The organism is Massilia sp. CF038 (assembly GCF_900129765.1).
In the GTDB taxonomy this organism is placed as follows: Bacteria; Pseudomonadota; Gammaproteobacteria; order Burkholderiales; family Burkholderiaceae_D; genus Telluria_A.
The window spans coordinates 116,885-135,438 of sequence record NZ_FQWU01000006.1 but is presented as its reverse complement, the minus strand read 5'-3'; the positions used below and the strand labels follow the sequence as shown (position 1 = coordinate 135,438).

Below are 18,554 nucleotides of genomic sequence, written 5' to 3'. Positions count from 1 at the left end.
ACGCGCATGAATGCAGCACCGCTGGTACTGGGAATCAACCGCACGCAAGACGCCAGCATCTGCCTGATGCACGGCTCCCAGCTCGCCTGGGCCATCCAGAAGGAGCGCCTGACGCGCCAAAAACACCATTGGGGCCGCACCGGCGACCTGGCCGCCATCTACGCGCCGCGCCTGCCCGGGCTGGACCAGCCGCTCGACGTGCTGGTCGAATGCTATTCCTCCGACCCCGAGCAGGACAAGCTGGCAGTCTACGAGCAGGAAATCGCCTCGTCCCTGCGCATGGCCAGCCAATCGCAGCGCATCCGCATTTCGCACCACCTGGCCCACGTCTACAGCGCGTTTCATCCATCGCCGTTTGCCAGCGCCGCCGTCATGATTGTCGACGGGCAGGGCAGTGCGGTGTCCGCCCTCACCGAACATTGGACCGGCGCCAGTGCAGTCCCTGGCCACTGGTGCGAGGTCGCTTCGTTCTACCACGCCGACCGCGCCCGCGTGCACTGCCTGGCCAAGCAAGTGTGGGACCGGGACGACCAGCATCTGGTCGGTCTTGGCATGTTCTACTTCTTGCTCACGCAGGCCATTTTCCCGGGCCACGGCAACGAGGGCAAGGTCATGGGACTGGCGCCGCATGGCAATCCCGCTGCACTGGGGCTGCCGCCGCTGCAGGTCGATGGCTGCCAGGTCACCATTCCCGCCGCCTGGACGTCCATGCTGCATGCGCGCGGCCGCTTCCGCTACGCCGAGCAGGCCGCCACCGGCTTTGCCGACATTGCCGCCCTTGCCGCCGCCGGTCAGCGCGCCTTTGAAGATGCGCTGGTCAAGGTAGCGCGCTGGCTGCAGCGTGAAAGCGGCGCCGAAGACCTGTGCTTTGCCGGCGGCACGGCACTGAACTGCTCGGCCAACCAGCGTTTGCTGCGCGAGAGCGGCTTTCGCCGCCTGTTCATTCCGCCGGCGCCGAGCGACGCCGGCACCGCGCTGGGCTGTGCGGTGTATGGTCTGACCGAAGTGGCCGGCCAGCCTTGCCACTTCCGCTGGGAACACGACTACCTGGGCCCCGAACAAAGCGTGGCCGACATTGATCTGGTGCTGGCCGGGGCGCGCGATCTGCGCATCGACTGCCTCGACCAGGCAACCGCAATGCGCACGCGCATTGTCGACCTGATCGAGGACGGCCAGGTCGTCGGTCTGTTCCAGGGCCGCAGCGAATTCGGTCCGCGTGCGCTCGGTCACCGCAGCATTCTGGCCGATCCACGTCCAGCCGCCATGCGCGAGCGCATCAACAGCCAGGTCAAGCAGCGCGAGTGGTTCCGGCCGCTGGCGCCGGTGGTCCTGCTCGAGCATGCGGAGCGCTATTTCGATATCAGCACCGCCTCGCCCTTCATGCAATTTGCCGCACCGGTCCGGGCTGACGCTGCCGGGGCCATCGCCGCCGTCACCCACGTCGACTGCAGTGCCCGCCTGCAAACCGTGGGCCCGCACGACGATCCCTTGCTGCGCGGGCTCCTGCAAACCTTTTACGAGCGCAGCGGCATTCCGGTCCTGCTCAACACCTCGTTCAACGGCAAGGACGAACCGATCGTCGAAACCGCAGCCGAAGCCCTGCACACGTTCCGGCATACGCCCATGGATGCGCTGGTCATGCCGCCATATCTGATCCGCAAACCGCACATGTCGGATCGGCCCGCATGATGTTCGGTTACGCAGGCAAAGCCAGCGTCTGGCCGGGCGAAGCGCTGGCCCTGCATGTGTCGGCCACGGGGCGCTTCCGGGTCGCCATCTACCGCTGGGCTGGCCGCCTTGTGCCAATGGCCACGTCGGCATGGCTCGCCGGCGCACCGCATGCCATGCGCGATCCCGCGCTGGACTGGGAATGGCCCGCCTACCACTTCAAGGTACCGCATTCCTGGCCGGGCGGCGTCTACCTGGCGCATCTCGAGGATGGCAAGGCGGCGCCGCTGCACCTGGCGCAAGAGCACGGCGCCATTCTGTTCGTGGTGCGCGGCGGCGGCAGTGCGCTACTCTACAAGCTGCCACTGGCAACCTATAACGCCTACAACCACACTGGTGGCGGCTGCTACTACGACAGGCCGCCCCGCTCGCTTGACCCGCCAGGCGCGCGCCTGTCGTTCCAGCGGCCGGGCATCGGCATTGGCGGCCCCACCTTCGGCGCTGCCGACCATTACGACCGCAGTTCACCACGCCAGAGTTTTGCGCACTGGGATGCGCGCTTCATCGCCTGGCTGCTCAGGCATGGCTATGCCTGCGACTTTTGCACCGATCTCGACATCGACGACGATCCCGGCCTGTGCACGGCCTACCGCTTGCTCATCAGTGCAGGGCACGACGAGTACTGGAGCACGGCCATGCGCGACGGGGTCGAACGCTTTATCGCCGCCGGCGGCAACGCCGCCTTCTTCAGTGCCAATCTGTGCTGGTGGCGCATCCATCTGGTGGACGCGGGCGCGGCCATGGTCTGCCATCAAGGCGGACCCGACGGGCCGCATGATCACTGGTGGCCCGATCGCCCCGAAGAGGCGCTGGCCGGCGTCAGCTACCGCCACGGCGGCGGCTGGTGGGATGGGCCGCGCGGCGCGCATGGCTATACCGTGCTCGAACCGGCGCACTGGCTGTTTGCGGGAACCGGTCTGGGCCATGGCGACACGGTGGGCGCCGATACCTGGCCGCCCGTGGTCGGCTACGAATGCGACGGCGCGCCGCTGGCCCACTTCGACCCGGCGCGCGGTCTGGCAAGGCTGGCACCGTCGGCAGCGCGCTGCGGGGTGCCGCCAGGCTATCTGCCGCTGGCTGCCTGCGCGCTGGACGCGCGCTGGCAAGAGCGCCCACCGCGCGCCCCAGAGATGGGCGACCTGCATGCGGCCACCATGGGCGTGTTCACGGCCGGCGGCACCGTCTTCAATGCCGGCACCACCGACTGGGTGCAGGCCCTGGCCAGCGGCAAAGACCCGCACCTGTCCACCATCACCCACAACGTCATCCAGCGCCTGCTTGAACACAGGAGTCCATCATGCAACTGACCGCTTCATACTGGCTGCCCACCCACACCAGTGCCAGCATTGTCATTTTTCGTGCGCTGCAACTGGGGGACATGCTGTGCGCCGTTCCCGCTCTGCGCGCTTTGCGCCACGCCATGCCAGGCACGCGCATCGCTCTGGTGGGCTTGCCATGGGCGGCGCAATTTGTCGCCAGGTTCAGCCAGTACGTGGATGAGTTCATTTCCTTTCCCGGACACGCGGCATTTCCTGAACAAACCATGCGCACGGAAGAGCTGGCAGATTTTTACGCGGCCATGCGCGCCCGGCGTTTCGACCTGGCGCTGCAAATGCACGGTAGTGGTGAGCACAGCAATCCGGTCACGCGCGCATTCGGCGCGCGTAAGCTGGCCGGCTACGGCGAGCGGCGCGGCGCCGTGGGCGAACTCTTCATTCCCTTTCCCGAGCAGGGCGCCGAACCGCTGCGCTTGCTGGAACTGAGCAAACGCCTCGGCGCCAGCGATTGTGGCACGGCGCTTGAATTTCCGCTGACCGATGCAGACCAGCGCGAACTGGGCGCCAGCGGCTTGTCGTCCGGCCTCCAGAAAGACAGCTACATCTGCATCCACGCAGGTGCGCGCGACCCCGAAAAATGCTGGCCACCCATGCGCTTTGCCCAGGTCGCCGACCGCCTCGCGACGGAGTTCGGTCTCAAGGTCGTTCTGACTGGTTCCGCAAGCGAGGCACCGTTCACCGCTGCCGTTGCAAGCCGCATGCGCACCCCGGCCATTGACGCAGCCGCGCCCATTTCCATCGGTGCCATGGCCGCGCTGATGCGGGATGCGCGCTTGCTGGTATCGAACGACACTGGTGTCTCGCATATTGCGGCCGGGCTGCGCCTGAACAGTGTCGTCATTTTCAGCAAGGCCGACATGACGCGCTGGGCCCCGCTGGACCGCAAAAGGCATCGCTGCCTGTGGGATCCCGGCGGCGAGCGGGTGGCCGACGTGATCGCGCATGCGCGCGAATTGCTCGACCATGGAAGTAGCGCTCACGATCGCGGCCAACGATGAAGCACTGAGTGACTCTCTTATCCGACCCCGCTCCGCTGACCAACATCGCCCTCGCGCAGGGCGCCTCGCATGCGAGGCCCCTATTCCCTGTTTCCGAATTTGGTGAAGTGGAATAGGCCCCCGCCTGCGCGAGGGCGATGTTGGTCAGCGGAGCACCGCCAGATACGCATGCAATTGCCGCCCCCAATCTGCAGCACCTTGCATGGCGCGTCGGCATTGGCGCGCCCAAACTACGCGGTGTCGCGGTACAAGGCCATTGCCAACGCCGTTACTTCTTCCAGCGCCACATCTGCGACAAAACTGACGTCGTGTTCGCACCGATGCGCCAGATTTTCAGCCCCACAGACGGGGCAGGCCACACGCAGCGAAACGGCAGCACGGTGGTGTTCCTGCCTGAGCGGCGCCGATTCGATGAGATTGGTAAACCAGTAGATACCTACCGATGGAACGCCGATCTCAAGCGCCAGATGCAGCGGCCCGGTGTCGTTGGAGACCACCATGCTACAGCGCTGCAACAAACCGCATAGCCCCGCCAGTGACAATTTGCCGCTTAAATCGAGCGCTCGATGGCGCATGCTTTGCAGCACGGCACGCACCAAGGGCGCCTCAGCCGCACTGCCATTGATGGCAACACAAGCACCTTGCTCTGTCAAAGCGTCGGCCAGGGCTGCGTAGCGCGCGGCAGGCCAGCAGCGGCGTGCATCGTTGCTGCCCGGTTGCAACAGCACCAGCGCGCGCTTGCCCAGATCGGGCAGCACCTGTGCCGCCAGTTCACGGTCGACCGCGGTGACGTGCAGGCGCGCTGACATGGGCCAGTGCTGCGCTCCTGCCAGGGACGCCACTTCCAGCAACTGCAAACGGCGGTTGACCGCACCCTGATAGGGTAGCGTGCGCGACAGCGGCGCCGCATCCGGCGTGCGCATGCCGACGCTCATACACGCTTCGAAGCGCTGCACCACCGGGTTGGCATGGCGTCCGCCGCCATACATTTGCAAGGCAAGATCGAAGCGTTCGCTCTGCATTGCTTCATAAAATGCCACCGCTGGCGGCGCCGTACTGCTGTCGTCTGGCGCGCCGATGCCGGGCAGGGGTGGCACCACGGCCACACGGTCGACCGGCCCGCGCCGCTGCTCGAGGAATGCCACATGCCAGCGCTGCCCCAGATACACGATTTCCGCACCAGGATAGGCGCCACGCAAGGCATGCAGGGCGGGCAGGCAAAAGATAAAGTCGCCCAGCGCGCTCGGCCGAAAGACCGCGATTTTTCTGACCTTGCCGAGCGCGCGCGCCGTCATCGGTGCAAGACTTTGGGCGCGTCGACCTGGCGTTCGCTGATGGTGGTGGGCAATTCCATGTGATAAGCGCCGGAAGGGACAATGCCGCAGCCGCCAAATTGCTCCATGACGCGCAATTGGGCCAGCACGTCTTCGCCGCAGTGCGCGGCAGGTAGGTCGCGCCAGAAATCGAAGCCGCCTGCAGCGCGCAACTTTTGCGTATCGAACATCACGCAGCCTCCCACCCAGGCCACCTTGTACGGCCGCGTTGCAGCGCCTTCCAGCGCCAGCCGTGACTGCACGTGATACAGATTGGCCGCGCTGTGCAAATGGTGGCGCGACCAGCCCGGGCTGGACGGATCGAGCCGCTCGGGTGCCACTTCGGCGTCCCAGAACTCGATGTATTGCTGCTCGGGCCGGTGGTCGCCAACATAGCTTAAGCCGTGCAGGGCACTGCCGACAAAGCCGCAACGCTGCAGCTGCAAGGCACGGTGCAGCCTGCCGACCAGATCGGTTTCGAGGATGACATCGTCGTCAAGAAACAAACAGGCGGGGGCACGTGCGTGCGAGAGCAGGAAAGCGCGCTGCTCTGCCATGCCCAGGCGCGGCAAATGGCTCAGTGTCAGCACCCGCAGGCCGCGCGCGGCAAGATAACGCAGCACCGCGCGAATTTCGGGATTGGCAAACGTGCCAGGCATATCGGACTGGTCGGACACGATGATGCGAAAGTCGCGGAAATCCTGGGCCGACAATGCCGTGAGCGTGACGGCGAGCGCCGCATCGCGATTGCGCGTTGGTATCAGGATGTCGAGAGCGTGCTGCGGGCTCATGGGGCCGGAGCCGGCGCCGGCGCACCGTACAGATAGGGATTCAGGGTGGGATCGTTGTACATTTTGAACTGGAGATAGACCTTGAAGTAAGCCTGCCCCTGGCGCGCCTCGCGCAGCAGTTGCTCGAAGCAGGCGGCCAGGTCCTGGCGCTGCACCAGCAGACGCCGCAGTTTGCGGGTGCAGGCCTCGATGTGCGCGGGGCCGGCCTCGGCACGGGCGCTCTGCAGGCGCATGTGAAAGATTTTGAGTGCCAGAATGGAAAGCCGGTCCACCATGGCCCCGGCGGTCTCGCTGCTCATGCGTGCGCCATCGCCGTGGGCGACGGCGGCCAGCTGATCGAGGATGGCTTCGTCGATGGCTTCGACCGCATTGTTGCGGTCCTGGTTGTAGCGGTCGATCAGGCGCTTGCTGGCCGCGATTTCGTGCGCGCCGACATCGGTGCGGCGCGCTTTGTCTTCCTCGTGCCAGAGCAAGGTGTTGCAGCGGTGATTGGCGTGAATCCAGGGCCACGGTCCGTGACTTGGCGCACGCGGCCCGGCCTGCGGCCAGCCTGCGCTGGCCAGCGCGCTGTCATGAAAGTGCACAAGGGCTGCTGCGTTGAGCTCGTCTGACATGGGAACTCCAAATAGGGGCCATCGATTTAAACCGTGCCCATGTTGGAGTTAGCCCGCCGTCCTGCAGTTCCGGCGCACACCGGTGTTTGACTGCGCTGGGTCAAATGTGCTGCTAGTGCGGCCTGGCGCCTTGCTCGTCGCTGTCGACCGCGTCGCTGGACGGACCGCTGAAGGCCTTGCTGACCTGCGCTGGTGTGTCAAATTCGTCGTCTGGCAACTGTTCGAGCGAGGCGCATACATTGTCGTCCGCGCCGAGCCTGCGCGCGTTTTCAATCAGCTGCGCTTTGTTGGCCGGGTAATCGACACCCTTGAGGTATTTTTGAATTTGAATCGGATTGGAATGTTCCATGGCACCCTCGTCCACGATGAAAAGGCAGGAAGCCATATGACAGCCACGCCAGCGCGGAGTTTCCGCTATTCGGCGACGGCAACCCGATCGCGACCGGCCAGTTTGGCCAGATACAGCTGGGCATCGGCAACCGAGATCAGGCTCGACACATCGAATTGCGCATCAATGAAGCTGCGTCCGATGCCCACGCTGACGGTGCGCCCCGATCCCAGAACACCCAGCTCGGCAGTGCCCTGCTGAAAACTTTTGCGGATATGTTCCGCCATTTGCACCATGTAGTCGCGGCTTTGCCCCTCGACCACGATGCAGAATTCCTCGCCGCCCCAGCGGCATGGCGTGGCGCTGGGAAAGCCCATTTTCAGCAGGACCTCGCCCATCACCGTCAGCACCTTGTCGCCCACTTCGTGGCCATGGGTATCGTTGATCTGCTTGAAATGGTCAATATCCAGAATCATGATGCCAATCGCGCCGCCATGCGCTTCGCCACGGCGCAAAATGGCGTCGATGTGGGGACGCAGGCCGCGCCGGTTCAGCAGGCCGGTCAGCACATCGCGCTCGGCCACCACGCGCAAGTCAGCGACCAGGCGCAGCATGATCAGGAGGAACATCAGCCAGTTGCCGGCAATAATATTAAGCATGGCACCGCCCCAGCTGATCATGTTGGCCACCGGCAGCTGGGGCGAAGCGTACGTGATCGACACCGCGCTCAGGCTCACCAGCACGCCCTGCGCCAGGGCAGCCAGGGCCTGCAGCAGGGCCACGATGCTGCTGGCAATGAACACCGGGCGTGAAAAGGGATCCGGATAGCGGAACAGCAGGTAGGCCGTCGCCAGGTTCGCCGCGCCCTGGCAGCAGCAAAGCGACCAGATGCGCCACTTGTCGTCCGGCGTGATGTAAGTGAACATGACCGTAAGCACCACTGCCAGCACGGCAAACACGCGCAGCACGCGATGGGCATGGGGCCGGTTGCAGAACTGCATGGTGCCGGCCAGGATGAAGGCTTGCCCGGTGGTGAAGGGAATGTTGAACATCAAGGAGGCCAGACGCCAGTCCGCAATCAGGCGCGGCCCATCAAGGACGGTGGCAAAGCCCACCGCCAGCGCACCGGCGGCCCAGTAACGAACGCCCGGAATCTGACGCGCAAAAATTGCCAGCGCGATGAACATGGCGCTGGCAGTCAGGGCGGCCAGGCCAAGGGCAGTCATTAAGGTCGGCTCGTCGATCGTCAAGATGCGCAGTCCTCCATGAACACACAATACCTGAGTTTTTAGCTTCGGTCCTGCAACTTTTTCAGTAGCGGCCTGCCGCCAGTTCGGCCATAAGCTGGTCGTAGCGGCCGCTCTCGCGCAAGCGCCGCAAACCCTGGTTGAACTGCGCCAGGCGGCGCGGGCTGGCCGCCAGCCGGCGCGGCAATATCAGATGGTAGCGGGGCTGGTTATAGGGGCGGCCACGGTACTCGCTGATGGCTGCCGCCTCAGCGGCGCTGAACTGGGTATGCAAGGTGTACCAGCCCACTTCGCGTATGGTCGGGTAAACGTCGAACCGCCCTGCCAGCAACTTGCGCATGCTTAACTGCTCGCTGGGGGCGCGGTCGATGCGTACGCCAGGCGTGCCTTCGAAATCATATTCGTAGCCCGCGACGCCACCAATGCGGAACTTGGCCAGATCGGCATAGGTCTTCCATGCAAAGGGAAAGCCGGTGCGCTGAAAGAACACGGCCTTGCCTTCGAACACCACGTCACTGTAGATAAAATTGCGGTTGCGTGCGGAGCCCGGCTTGCCCTTGCTCCACACGATGGATCCCTGCGCGGGGCCATCTTGCGCCTCGGCCATGGCGCGCGGCCAGGGCCGGAACAGGTAATGCACCGTGACGCCCTCCAGCGCAAACGCTTCCGTCACCACGCGCGACAGCACCCCGTAGCCCGCCAGCTTCTCGGACTGAAACGGCAGCCATTCGCCATTGGTCAGCGTGATGTCCTCTGCCCGCACGCCAACCGAGGCCAGTGCCAGGCAGATCCCGAACCACCATGTGCGGAACACGTTCCGTCCTTGTCGGACGTCACTTGATCAGTCACCTATATTACTATGCGGCCTGGGTACCCTCGTTTTTGGCCGGTCCGGCGCCGACAAGCGGGTACTGAGGCGTTTCAAACGCCCTGCCTGCGCTGGCGCACGCCGAGCTCGGCCAGCGCGCCTATTCTGGGAAGCTTGATTGCTGTCTTGCTTCCAAGGAGAGCGCCATGTCGCTTCGCCACACTCTGTCCATCCTCAGCCTGACCCTGTTTGCTACCCTGCCGCCGAGCGCCAGCGCGGCGCCCAAGTATGCCGTTTCCATCGTCGGCATTGCCGGCAGCCGCGCGACCGGCATCAACGCCGCCGGAACGGTAATTGGCAATCAACCGTCCGGCGCCAACACCCATGCGTTCAAACACCAGAACGGCGTGATTACCGACCTGGGGACGCTGGGTGGGCCCAATGCCAGAGCCGCAGGCATCAACAACGCTGGAAAAATCGTCGGCAATGCGGACGATGGACTGGGACATACCCGCGCCTTTCTGTGGGTCGCTGGCAGCATGACCGACCTGGGCACCTTTGGCGGCGACAACAGCGGCGCCAGCGCCATCAATAACCACGACGATATTGTTGGCTCGGCCGACATGCCGCCCGGACCAAATTCGTATTCCAGCGCCTTTCTGTTGCGTCCGGGTGTGCTGATGCAGGACCTGGGCCGCATCGAGGCGGCCGATCCGGAAGGCGGCAGCCATGCGGCCGGCATCAATGACAAGCGCAAGGTGGTGGGCGGCTCGGTGGTGGGCGAGTTCACGCCGCCGGAAAGTCCCTTCCACGCCTTTTTGTATGCCTGCGAGGAAATGAAAGACCTGGGCACCCTGGGGGGCCAGTTCAGCACCGCCTACGCCATCAATGCCCATGGCAAAGTGGTGGGCGAAGCATCCACACCCGAGCTGATGAACAACCGGGCATTTTCATACTTTCTGGGCGTGATGAAAAACCTTGGCACCTTGCCTGGTGGTGGGCTTAGTTCAGCAAGAGCCATCAATGATAAAGGCGAGATCGTCGGCTACGCGCTGGCCGAACTCGGCGGCGGCAGCAGCTGGCAAAAGGCCTTCCTGTACCGCTTTGGCACGATGCACGACCTGAACACACTGATCAACCCGGCACTGGGCTGGTCACTGCGCGAAGCAAATGCCATTAACAACAAAAGCCAGATCGCCGCCACCGGCTGCAAAGCGGGCGTTTGCCATGCATTGCGATTGGATCCGCTTCCATAGGACCAGACCACCTGCGCCACCTGCCTCACTGGTATTGCCAGGGCGGGCACGACCGTGACGCACGCCGCCACGCAGCGCCCGCCAGTACAGGCGATTGAAGGTGCAAGGGCTAGTGCCGCCTTGCACTGGTAGCGCGTTGATAGGCAAGACGCAAAACCAGTTGACCCCGCCTGGTCACCCTCGCATGCTGAAAAGTCCGCCTTTTTTTTGGGCGGCAATGTTCGCTTTGCGAGAGGAGACAAGATGAAAAAATTAATGCTCGGCGCCGTTCTGTGCGCCGTCGGGGCCAGTCAGGCCGCATGGGCGCACGGTTATTTGACGATGCCGGAAGCGCGTGGTTTCTTGTGCAAGCAAGGGGGTAACAGCAATTGCGGCGCCATCCAGTGGGAGCCGCAAAGCCTGGAGGCGCCAACCGGGTTTCCCAATGGCGGACCAGCCGACGGCAGCATCGCCAGCGCCGGCCTGGTGCAGTTCAATGAATTGAACGAGCAAACCAGCAGCCGCTGGACCAAGCGCGCGCTGCAGGCCGGGCCAAACAACTTCAGCTGGCAATTCACCGCCAATCATGCCACGCGTAACTGGCGCTATTACATCACCAAAACGGGCTGGAACGAGAACCAGAAGCTCAGCCGCGCCGCCTTCGATCTGACGCCGTTTTGCGTGATCGATGGCGGCAACCGCCAGCCGCCCTTGCAGGTCACCCATGCCTGCACCGTGCCGCAGCGCAGCGGCTACCATGTGATCCTGGCCGTCTGGGAAGTGGCGGACACCACCAACAGTTTTTACAACGTGATCGATGTGCTATTCAAGGACGGTACGCCGGTGCCGGCATGGAGCCAGCGCGGCGTGATTTATCCTTCGGTCGACCTGGCCGTGGGCGACAGCGTTGCCACCCGCGTCTTCGATGCTGCCGGTGAAAAGCCCGAGTTGCAGACCCTTGTGCGGATCGCCAGCGCCAGCGAAGGCTTGCGCAACAACTGGTCGTATAACCTGGCCACGCGCATCAATGCCGAGCAACCATTGCTGCAGGCGGGACAACAAGGCAGCAACGGGGCCATCACGCCAGTGTATGGCCAGAACACGATATTCGCGCGCAGCAATAGCGCGCTGACGCGGGTAGAAGTCCAGATCAACAAGGAGCAATTGCCCAGCGCAGATGTAAGCGTCAGCAACCTCGCCGCTGCCTATGTGATTCGCAACGGCCAGTTGACCATCGACTTCAATGTCAGCGGCAATGCCGAGATGGATGTCAGCGCCTACGTGTATGACCAGGCGGGCGTCTCGAAGGGTTTCGATACGGCCCCCTTGAACAACAATAGCGCACCGCTGTCGATTGCGCTGAACCAGCCCAGGGCAGGTGCCCATCAGCTGGTACTCAAGGCGGTGGTCAAGAACGGCGGGGCAGTGCTGCAAAAGACCTTCAACCTCAGCCTGACGGAAGAGGGCGGCACCCAGGCCTACGATTTTGTCTTCCCCGCGTCGGTGGCCAGCTACAAGGCCGGCACCCGCGTCTTGCAGCCAAAAACCGGCAAAGTCTACACCTGCAAACCCTTCCCCTACAGCGGCTGGTGTGCGCAGTGGTCAGCCAATGCCACCCATTATGAACCAGGCGTTGGCGCGGCCTGGCAGGATGCCTGGACCGGGCCCTGATGCAAAAATAATTCCTTGCAATCGGTGAAAACTGGTTTAAGATATATCTAATCACGATATATCTTAAGGAGTTCCCATGTTTCATTTTCTGCGTCACCACCGCGTTCACATGCATGCCCACGGCCACCACCACGGTGGTGGCCGCGAGCGCGGCCCCAAGATGTTCGACGCCGGCGCCCTGCGCTACGTGGTACTGCATCTGATTGCACAAAAGCCGCGCCACGGCTACGAACTGATCAAGGAAATCGAGCAGCTGGCCGGCGGTGGCTACGCCCCCAGCCCGGGCGCGATCTACCCGCTGCTGGCCATGCTGCTGGACCTGGGCCACATCGACAGTTCAGCCGATGGCAACAAGAAGCTGCATACCATCACTGCCGAGGGTCAAGCCTTCCTGGACGAAAACCGGCAACTGCTCGACGCCATCCTGGCCCGCCTGCACAATCCTGGCGAAGGCGGCCGCGGCGGCTTGCGCACAGCCATGCATGCCCTGAAGGTGGCCGTGATCGAGCAAGCCCGCAGCGGCCCGCATGACGACGCCAAGGTAGCGCGCATCATCGCCATCTTGCAGCGCGCCATGCATGACATCACCCACCTGGACCAGGACGGCGCCCGATGAACGAAGCGGTCCTGCCACCGAAACGCGAGCGCATGCTGTTGTGGCTGCTCGCGTTCACCCAATTTACCGTGATCATGGACTTCATGATCATGATGCCGCTGGCCCCCCAGCTGATGCGCGCGTTTGCAGTCGATCCAGCCGCCATTTCGGGCGCGGTGTCGGTGTATGCCTGGTGTGCCGGCCTGTCAGGCTTGTTTGCGGCCACTTACATCGACCGCTTCTCGCGCAAGCGGCTGATGCTGACCATGTTCTGCCTGTTCACGGTGTCGAATCTGGCCTGCGCGCTGGCGCCCACCTTCGACATGCTGCTGTTGTCGCGCGCCTTTGCCGGCCTGACCGGCGGCGTGCTGTCGTCGATCAGCATGGCCATCATTGGTGACGTGATTCCGCCCCAGCGGCGCGGTGCAGCGGCGGGGATTGTGATGACCTCGTTCGGCATGGCAGCAGTGGCGGGCGTGCCGGCAGGCGTGCTGCTTGGTGCGCACTACAACTGGTCTGCTCCCTTCCTGCTGCTGGTGCTGCTGTCGGCCGTGGTGTGGTGTGGCGCCGCGCTGGTCATGCCGCGCCTGGATGCCCACCTGGCAGCGGTGCCACGCAAGCTGGCCGATATCCTGCCCGACCTGCTGGGCCTGTTCAAAGTGCAGCGCCAGCGCGATGCCTTCCTGCTCTCGGGCACCAACATGCTGGGCGGGATGATGATCATTCCCTTTATTGCGCCTACGCTGGTGGGCAACCTGGGCGTGCAGCCAGCCGACATGTCATGGATTTATCTGGCCGGTGGCGCGGTCTCGCTGCTGACCTCGCGCTGGCTGGGTGGTCTGGCCGACCGGGTCGGCGCGCTGCGCATGTTCCGTGTGGCAGTGCTATGGTCAATCGTGCCGTTCCTGCTGCTGACCCATCTGGTGCCGCTGCCAATGGCGCTGATCGTGCTGTGCTTCGTGCTGTTCATGACGTCCATGGCCGCGCGCAATATTCCGATGCAGGCGCTGCTGACGACCATTCCCGCACCCGCCCAGCGCGGCGCCTTCCTCAGCGTCAACTCAGCGATCCAGCAACTGGGCACCGGACTGGGCGCATGGATTGGCGGCCAGTTCCTGATCAGCGACAGCGCCGGTCATATCAGTCACTACGGCACCAATGGCTGGATTGCAGCGGGACTGGCCCTGTTCGGGGCATTCTGGGCGCTGCGGCTGCGCCCCACCAGGCTGGTAGCGGCGCCAGCCTAGCGAGCGCCAGCTCAGAAGCGCAGAGCGAAAATGCGCAGGTTGAATGGGTCTGGCGACAGTCCCGGCACGCCGTTGACGCGCGTCAGATCGGTGCCCGAATAGACGACCAGTGCCTGACCGCTGGCATTGATTGCCACGGCGGGCACGGACAGACCGGCTTTGTTGGCGATCACTTTAGGCGCACTCCAGCCGGACTGGAAGTCAAAGCGGGTGGTGGTGATCACCGGATTGAGCGAGTCGACCAGCAGCGCAAGAACGGCCTGACCGTTGGCATTCATGGCCAGCGAAATGGGATTGCGGCGGGTGGAATACTTGGTCAGATCGACGCCGGGGCCGAACACCGAAACAGGGGTCGACCAGCCACCACCGTACATCGACTTGGACCACATCATCTGCACCTTGTCACTGTCCTGATACTTGTTGCGCTCGCCCGTGAACTCAAGCCACACCATCAGCGCATTGCCATCCTTGTCGACGCGAATCACGGGTGCGACGGGCAGGTAAGTGCTAGGCGAATTCAGAATGCGACTGTCGACGCTGAGGGTGTTCAGGGTATAGATGCGCACCGCGTGCAGCGCATGCGTGGTGCAGCCGGACAACTTCCCCACCGTCACTGCCAGCACACCTTCGGTTTTGGACGTCGTCGCCGCCACCAGTGGCCCTTCTTCATTCAGTGCCGAACACAGCTGGCCGAAGTTACCGATCGGGAAAGTCGCGAAAGCCGTTCCGTCGACCGCCGCCAGGCGTGCGATGAGGTCGGAGCTGTAGTCATTGCGCTGCTTGGTGGTGTACCACAGCCCGAAGCCGTCCGGCCGGGGCGCAAAATTGCTGTGTTCATCGGTACTGGAAAACGCGTTGGCACTGGTGTCGAGCACGCTTTTCTGCTGGCCATCCGGTGCGGTCTGGACGACAGAAAAGTAGTCGCCCGTGCGACCGCTACTGGTCACGGCATTACTGTCCAGGATACTCAAATCCCAACCAGCTCCAGTCACCGTGCGCCTGGCCTCGCCAAACGCGCCCAGTGGCTTGTAGCTGCTCGCATCCCAGCCGCTGCCCTGGATGAAACGCAAAGTACGGGGCGAGGACGCCTCTGTGAGTGTTCCTTCTGTCACCATGCCGAGCGCCGCGTTGCCTGCCGCGTTGGTGCGCAACGTCAGGCGGTACAAAGCGTTGCCACTCCCCGCCTGAGGGATGGCCTTGCCCGCCGGCCAAGCCCCTGCCGCATCCGATTGCGACCAGGCGACAATACGGTCAGCTTTATTCTGGGCGCCCACCAACTGCCAGACTGCCAAGCCACGGCCGTCATCGGCCAGGGCGGCTGCCATGGCCAAACTGCGCTGGTCGGGGGTGCCGTACGGTGCTTGAATGTTGGCCTCGATTCGCACCGTCCCGTCCACATGGCCCCAGGCGCCCAAACCGTCGGGCGTCGCCGGTGTGACCGGGACCACGGGGACCACCGGCGTCGCTGGCGGAACTGGTACGACCGGCGCGGACGGGGCTACAGGCGAGCCGGGCGCTGGCGCTGGCGCTGGCGCGCTGCCACCGCCACCGCCGCAGGCGCTCAAACTGGCGATCAACAAAGCGGCGGAAAGGGAAAGCAACGGAGTGCGGGTAACAGTCATGAACGGTCCGGAAGTTGTTAGTTTTACAAAGACCGGTGATTATAGCCAGTAAAGAATTCCAGATAACCAATTTTTCCGTTCGTACACAAAAAACAACAGCGGGACCCGCTTACCGGGCATGCAGATGCCGGCGGCGCGTCGCAAGCAAGGCCGCCAAGCCTGCCAACAGCAACGCGGCGCTGGCTGGCGCAGGCACGGCGAAAGCCGGCCTTACGTACTGCGCAAGGAAGATATCCGCATCACCGGGCAGCGTGCCCTGGAAGTTCAAATTCAGATCGAATAGCCCGGCGGCTTGCGCTTGACTTCCAACAATTAATTCGCGCGCATCGGTGAGCAGCAAATCGGCCCCATACCAGTAGCTGGACGTGGCTTCCACTTCACCGGTCGTACCATCCACACGAGTCAGCTGGAAAAAGCTGCCGGGAGAACCAACCATGGTCACGAACAGATCATTGTTGACCGGGTCGTATTCGAGGCCACGGCCATAGCTCAGCCACGGCGCATTGATTGAACGCACCCATTGGCCGGACGGCGTGATTTCCTCCAGCGCGTCGACGGTAAGCACCATCAAGTTACCGGATGGAAGAACCTGCACGTCGTAGACTTGATTGTTCTGGTAAATCACGCGGCCCACGCGATCGCCCGGCGTAAATGCGACCAGATTTTCCGCGCCCGCGACATAGAATTGACCGTTCCTGCCAAACGCGATGTTCCCGTACGACAGATCTCCTGCGATAAAGCCCGGGCCGGAATAGGTGGCGTGCACCTTGCCCTCGCTATCGAGCGCTGTGACTGCCATGTCGCGGTCTTTCGAGCTGACCGCATACAGCAGGCCGTTCGCACCAAACGCCATGCCTTTGACGTCATCTCCGTACGCCGCCCCCAATGTCAGGGAGTCGAGGTAATTGCCCTTCGCATCGTAGTGGCGAATCGTTGAAGAAAATGCGGTCGAGCTGTACAAATCGCCGACCGTCCAGACACTGGCCTGCGCCGCCGGCCAGTAAAGCAAGACGGTGGCGCAGGCCAGCGCGCGGATGATGGAAGAAATTTTCACGTCGGGCTCCTTCTACAATGTTGTATTCACCATCATTGTAGTCAAGACGGGGCCGCTTTCAGCTACGCGTGATGGAGGCGCCCCCATCAACCAGCATTGCCGTTCCGGTCGTAAACGTTGCATCATCGGATGCCAAATACAAAACCGAGCGCGCCAGTTCATCGGGCAGGGCGGCGCGCTTCAAGGCATGCAAACCCTTGATGTAGGCTTGCGACTCTTCCGTATTATTCATCTCGCGATACATCTCGGTGTCCACCGCGCCCGGCAGTACTGCATTGACACGCACCCCGCTCGGGCCGTACTCGGCAGCCAGTGCCTGGGTCAGTCCGATCAGCCCCGATTTGCTTGCCGCATACGCCGCCACGCCAGGGAAAGCAAAGCTGTGGCCGACAAAGGTGGACGTGAAAATCACTGAACCGCCGCCCGTTTTTTGCATCGCTGGAATCTGATACTTGGCACCGAGGAAGGCGCTGGTCAGATTGGTATGCAGCGTGTCGGTCCAGCCCGCCAGGCTGACCTGGCTGCTGTCACCCATTTCGCCCAGGGTACCGGCGTTGTTGAAGGCAATGTCCAGACGGCCAAATTGTTCCAGCGCCGTCGCGACCAGCGCCTGCGCATACGCCTCGTCGCGGACATCGCCGGCCAGTGCCACCGCGCGTCCGCCGGCGGTCGCAATCTCTTGTACCAAACTGTCGAGTTCGGCCTGGCGGCGCGCGCCGACGACCAGCTGCGCGCCTTCGCTGGCGAACAAAAGCGCAGTGGCGCGGCCGATGCCGGAACTGGCGCCAGTAATGATGGCGACTTTGGATTGAAGACGTTGCATGGTGAGACTCCTTTGTGGTGGATGAGCAGCCCCGCTTTGCGTGAGCCGATGCATGCACTGTATGACGGCCCGGAATCGGAATCAAAGCCTTGCATCTGAATGATAGATTCAGAAAACCTGAATTGATGCGAGCAACATTGTTATTTCCATGACACAAAAACGGTCACTGCGTTCGATTTTTTAGCGCGCTGTCTCGGATCGCCCACGCCTTGCCATTGTCATTGACACGTCATTTCGCGTATGTACACTCGTCGGTTCCAGCGTTTCTTTCAGTACATTCCATGATCGATAGAACTTTGGCTGCATCCTCCCTTCTTGCGTCCGTGGCGCTGTCGACCTTGCTCCTGTACGGTAGCGTGGCGCCCGACGCCTCTGCGCAGGAAAGTATCCGCCCCGCGTACACGGCCGATTTCGTGGCGCAAATGCTCGATTACGTTTCTCGCGACTACGCGCTGGCCGTGGCGAACGGCAAAGTCATCGACGAAGATGAATACGTCGAGCAACTGGTGGTCAGCGGCTCCGCGCTGGAAGTGAGTGATCAGGTCAAGGCGATCAAAGCTGAGCCGGCCATCCGCACCGATATCGAAAGACTCATCGAGCTGATCAAGGAAAAAGCGCAGCCTGACGCCATCAAGAAGCAGGCATTGAAAGCGCGTGATGCCATCTATGTGGCCGGTGGCACGGCAACCGCGCCGCGCAACTGGCCCAGCCTGCTACAGGGGAAACAGCTGTTCGCAGCCAATTGTGCGTCCTGCCACGGCGCGTCGGGCAACGGCCAGGGCGCTGCAGCGCAGACACTGGCATCGAAACCCATGAATTTTCTCGATTCTGGCCGCATGGCATCCATGTCGCCCTTGTCCGTGTACACCTCCGCCAAATTGGGCGTGCAGAACACCGCCATGCCAAGCTTTGCGTCCTTGGCCGAGGACGAGTTGTGGGCCGTGTCGTTTTATGTGCTTGCGCTGCGGCCGCGCATGGATTTGCCCGTTGCAGCCAGGCTGGATCGGACGGCCGCCGATCTTTGGTTAAAGGCCGCGGCCACGCTGCCCGATGAGGAATTGATGCAAACACTACCCGGCTCGTCCAGTGAGCGCCTGAAGTCGCTGGCCCTGCTCAGAAGTTATTCCGAAGAGCGCAAGTAGT

General features: G+C 63.0%; 17 protein-coding genes. 8 read left to right on the top strand and 9 right to left on the bottom strand.

What is annotated here, in order from left to right:
- Window positions 1-6 precede the first annotated feature (6 nt).
- Genes BUC24_RS24795 through BUC24_RS24785 form a run of 3 tightly spaced genes read left to right on the top strand, consistent with a single transcriptional unit; the run spans window position 7 to window position 4,063 of the window.
- Window positions 7-1,689 (top strand): carbamoyltransferase family protein, encoded by a 1,683-nt coding sequence (locus BUC24_RS24795; RefSeq protein WP_073223156.1) that lies wholly within the window; start codon window positions 7-9, stop codon window positions 1,687-1,689.
- Complete coding sequence (locus tag BUC24_RS24790) at window positions 1,686-3,035, top strand: N,N-dimethylformamidase beta subunit family domain-containing protein (RefSeq protein ID WP_073223155.1); 1,350 nt, start codon at window positions 1,686-1,688, stop codon at window positions 3,033-3,035. The genes BUC24_RS24795 and BUC24_RS24790 overlap by 4 nt, the downstream gene beginning before the upstream one ends.
- The gene (locus BUC24_RS24785) at window positions 3,026-4,063 is read left to right on the top strand and encodes a glycosyltransferase family 9 protein (RefSeq protein ID WP_073223153.1); all 1,038 of its coding nucleotides are present in this window, start codon (window positions 3,026-3,028) and stop codon (window positions 4,061-4,063) included. The genes BUC24_RS24790 and BUC24_RS24785 overlap by 10 nt, the downstream gene beginning before the upstream one ends.
- A 230-nt stretch (window positions 4,064-4,293) precedes the next feature.
- Here the strand turns inward: BUC24_RS24785 and BUC24_RS24780 are convergent, their stop codons facing one another.
- The 6 genes from BUC24_RS24780 to BUC24_RS24755 form a co-directional block, all read right to left on the bottom strand.
- Window positions 4,294-5,358, bottom strand: a complete 1,065-nt coding sequence (locus BUC24_RS24780) for a glycosyltransferase family 9 protein (RefSeq protein WP_073223151.1) — start codon at window positions 5,356-5,358, stop codon at window positions 4,294-4,296.
- Window positions 5,355-6,167 carry a glycosyltransferase family A protein gene (locus tag BUC24_RS27415; RefSeq protein WP_073223149.1) on the bottom strand — a complete coding sequence of 271 codons (813 nt, stop codon included), beginning with the start codon at window positions 6,165-6,167 and terminating at the stop codon, window positions 5,355-5,357. Before BUC24_RS27415 ends, BUC24_RS24780 begins: the two co-directional genes overlap by 4 nt.
- On the bottom strand, window positions 6,164-6,781 hold the full coding sequence (locus tag BUC24_RS27410) for a DUF4254 domain-containing protein (RefSeq protein ID WP_073223147.1): 618 nt from the start codon (window positions 6,779-6,781) through the stop codon (window positions 6,164-6,166). The genes BUC24_RS27415 and BUC24_RS27410 overlap by 4 nt, the downstream gene beginning before the upstream one ends.
- Before the next feature lie 112 nt (window positions 6,782-6,893).
- Window positions 6,894-7,130: a DUF2795 domain-containing protein gene (locus tag BUC24_RS24765; RefSeq protein WP_083599148.1), complete on the bottom strand. Its 237-nt coding sequence runs from the start codon at window positions 7,128-7,130 to the stop codon at window positions 6,894-6,896.
- A 65-nt stretch (window positions 7,131-7,195) separates the two neighbouring features.
- Complete coding sequence (locus BUC24_RS24760; protein WP_073223143.1) at window positions 7,196-8,335, bottom strand: GGDEF domain-containing protein; 1,140 nt, start codon at window positions 8,333-8,335, stop codon at window positions 7,196-7,198.
- Between the two features lie 85 nt (window positions 8,336-8,420).
- Entirely contained in the window at window positions 8,421-9,170 is a 750-nt protein-coding gene (locus tag BUC24_RS24755) for a substrate-binding periplasmic protein (RefSeq protein WP_073223141.1), read from the bottom strand.
- Window positions 9,171-9,370: 200 nt separating this feature from the next.
- Here BUC24_RS24755 and BUC24_RS24750 point away from each other — a divergent pair, with 200 nt between their 5' ends.
- The 4 genes from BUC24_RS24750 (at window position 9,371) to BUC24_RS24735 (ending at window position 13,912) form a co-directional block, all read left to right on the top strand.
- Window positions 9,371-10,420, top strand: coding sequence for a DUF3466 family protein (locus BUC24_RS24750; RefSeq protein WP_073223139.1), 1,050 nt, complete (start codon window positions 9,371-9,373; stop codon window positions 10,418-10,420).
- A 243-nt stretch (window positions 10,421-10,663) separates the two neighbouring features.
- Window positions 10,664-12,070 (top strand): N-acetylglucosamine-binding protein GbpA, encoded by a 1,407-nt coding sequence (gene gbpA, locus BUC24_RS24745; protein ID WP_073223137.1) that lies wholly within the window; start codon window positions 10,664-10,666, stop codon window positions 12,068-12,070.
- 76 nt (window positions 12,071-12,146) lie between these two features.
- Window positions 12,147-12,686: a PadR family transcriptional regulator gene (locus BUC24_RS24740; protein WP_073223135.1), complete on the top strand. Its 540-nt coding sequence runs from the start codon at window positions 12,147-12,149 to the stop codon at window positions 12,684-12,686.
- Window positions 12,683-13,912: an MFS transporter gene (locus BUC24_RS24735; RefSeq protein WP_073223133.1), complete on the top strand. Its 1,230-nt coding sequence runs from the start codon at window positions 12,683-12,685 to the stop codon at window positions 13,910-13,912. The genes BUC24_RS24740 and BUC24_RS24735 overlap by 4 nt, the downstream gene beginning before the upstream one ends.
- Window positions 13,913-13,923: 11 nt before the next feature.
- Here the strand turns inward: BUC24_RS24735 and BUC24_RS24730 are convergent, their stop codons facing one another.
- The 3 genes from BUC24_RS24730 to BUC24_RS24715 all read right to left on the bottom strand — a co-directional run bounded on the left by BUC24_RS24730 (window position 13,924) and on the right by BUC24_RS24715 (window position 17,411).
- The gene (locus BUC24_RS24730; RefSeq protein WP_178372617.1) at window positions 13,924-15,534 is read right to left on the bottom strand and encodes a hypothetical protein; all 1,611 of its coding nucleotides are present in this window, start codon (window positions 15,532-15,534) and stop codon (window positions 13,924-13,926) included.
- 109 nt (window positions 15,535-15,643) lie between these two features.
- On the bottom strand, window positions 15,644-16,588 hold the full coding sequence (locus tag BUC24_RS24720) for a PEP-CTERM sorting domain-containing protein (RefSeq protein WP_073223127.1): 945 nt from the start codon (window positions 16,586-16,588) through the stop codon (window positions 15,644-15,646).
- A 58-nt stretch (window positions 16,589-16,646) separates the two neighbouring features.
- Entirely contained in the window at window positions 16,647-17,411 is a 765-nt protein-coding gene (locus tag BUC24_RS24715) for an SDR family oxidoreductase (RefSeq protein ID WP_073223125.1), read from the bottom strand.
- A 296-nt stretch (window positions 17,412-17,707) separates the two neighbouring features.
- On the opposite strand from BUC24_RS24715, the gene BUC24_RS24710 reads away from it, so the two are divergent.
- A complete protein-coding gene (locus BUC24_RS24710; protein ID WP_178372616.1) occupies window positions 17,708-18,553 on the top strand; it encodes a c-type cytochrome in 846 nt (281 codons plus the stop codon).
- Window position 18,554 lies beyond the last annotated feature (1 nt).

Bases quoted from the DNA above. Each gene is read 5' to 3' on its own strand.
- BUC24_RS24795 (WP_073223156.1), top strand. From the start codon at position 7: ATGAATGCAGCACCGCTGGTACTGGGAATCAACCGCACGCAAGACGCC.
- BUC24_RS24790 (WP_073223155.1), top strand. From the start codon at position 1,686: ATGATGTTCGGTTACGCAGGCAAAGCCAGCGTCTGGCCGGGCGAAGCG.
- BUC24_RS24785 (WP_073223153.1), top strand. From the start codon at position 3,026: ATGCAACTGACCGCTTCATACTGGCTGCCCACCCACACCAGTGCCAGC.
- BUC24_RS24780 (WP_073223151.1), bottom strand. From the start codon at position 5,358: ATGACGGCGCGCGCGCTCGGCAAGGTCAGAAAAATCGCGGTCTTTCGG.
- BUC24_RS27415 (WP_073223149.1), bottom strand. From the start codon at position 6,167: ATGAGCCCGCAGCACGCTCTCGACATCCTGATACCAACGCGCAATCGC.
- BUC24_RS27410 (WP_073223147.1), bottom strand. From the start codon at position 6,781: ATGTCAGACGAGCTCAACGCAGCAGCCCTTGTGCACTTTCATGACAGC.
- BUC24_RS24765 (WP_083599148.1), bottom strand. From the start codon at position 7,130: ATGGAACATTCCAATCCGATTCAAATTCAAAAATACCTCAAGGGTGTC.
- BUC24_RS24760 (WP_073223143.1), bottom strand. From the start codon at position 8,335: ATGACTGCCCTTGGCCTGGCCGCCCTGACTGCCAGCGCCATGTTCATC.
- BUC24_RS24750 (WP_073223139.1), top strand. From the start codon at position 9,371: ATGTCGCTTCGCCACACTCTGTCCATCCTCAGCCTGACCCTGTTTGCT.
- gbpA (WP_073223137.1), top strand. From the start codon at position 10,664: ATGAAAAAATTAATGCTCGGCGCCGTTCTGTGCGCCGTCGGGGCCAGT.
- BUC24_RS24740 (WP_073223135.1), top strand. From the start codon at position 12,147: ATGTTTCATTTTCTGCGTCACCACCGCGTTCACATGCATGCCCACGGC.
- BUC24_RS24735 (WP_073223133.1), top strand. From the start codon at position 12,683: ATGAACGAAGCGGTCCTGCCACCGAAACGCGAGCGCATGCTGTTGTGG.
- BUC24_RS24730 (WP_178372617.1), bottom strand. From the start codon at position 15,534: ATGACTGTTACCCGCACTCCGTTGCTTTCCCTTTCCGCCGCTTTGTTG.
- BUC24_RS24715 (WP_073223125.1), bottom strand. From the start codon at position 17,411: ATGCAACGTCTTCAATCCAAAGTCGCCATCATTACTGGCGCCAGTTCC.